The sequence below is a fragment of the Corallococcus sp. AB049A genome, assembly GCF_003668885.1.
Classification (GTDB): Bacteria; Myxococcota; Myxococcia; order Myxococcales; family Myxococcaceae; genus Corallococcus; species Corallococcus interemptor.
On sequence record NZ_RAWL01000839.1, the window covers coordinates 1 to 911 of the forward strand.

Sequence of the window (911 nt, forward strand, 5' to 3'; positions counted from 1 at the left end):
ACCCCAGGCACGTGGAGGCCGGCAGCAGACAAGCGAGCCCCATGCCCACCGCGGAGGGCATCCAGCGGCGGAAGCGCTCCGGCAACGCCTGCTCCCCCAGCGTGAGGATCGCCGCCGCTCCAGCGGCCCACGCCATCGCCAGGCGCAAGTCCGCGGAGACGGCATCCAGCCCCGACGCCAGCACCCGCGCCACGCCCGCCGTCACCGTCGCGGCCGGTGCCGGAAAGCGCTCCGAGCCCAACACCGACGGCTCCGGCACCAGCAGGTAGAACAGCGGCACCACCACCAGCGCCCCCACGACACACCCCACCAGCTGCGCCACGAACACGCGGCGAGGATTCGCGCCCAACAGGTGCCCCGCCTTCAGGTCCGTGAGCAGATCCGCGGACGACGACGCCGCGTTGACCGTGATGCCCGCCGTCGCCAGGTTCGCCCGCACGTCCCCGGGCAGCAGCACGCCATACGTGAGCTGCGTCACCTGCCCCAACGCGCCCACGGGGCTCACGTCCGTCTCCCCGGTGACGCGGCAGGAGATGAGGCACAGCACGAACGACAACGCCACCGCGAGCAGCGCGTGCGGCACCGGCACGTCGAAGCCCACTCGCGCCAGCGCCACCGTCGCGGGCGTCAACACCAGCATCCCCGCCACCCACCACCGCCCCGGCACCTGGAGCGCTTCAATGGGATGCGGCGCCTGGCGAGGCCCGCGAAGCCCTCGCAGCGCCCGGCCCCACACGCGGGCCTGGAGCGCGAACTGCAACAGCGACGCGGTGGTGAGCGCCGCGGCGCCCGGCCACAGCGCCCACGCCAGGAAATCCCCCTCCGGAGCCACCACGCCCGCCGCCATCAACCGGGGCGCGACGACGCCATGGACGACGAGCGCTCCCAGCCACATGGACGCCGTCACCCGC

General features: G+C 74.0%; 1 protein-coding gene. It reads right to left on the bottom strand.

What is annotated here, in order from left to right; genetic code table 11:
* Positions 1 to 911 (bottom strand): OPT/YSL family transporter (locus tag D7X55_RS39790; RefSeq protein ID WP_199747358.1); only part of this gene is annotated, 911 nt, incomplete at both ends.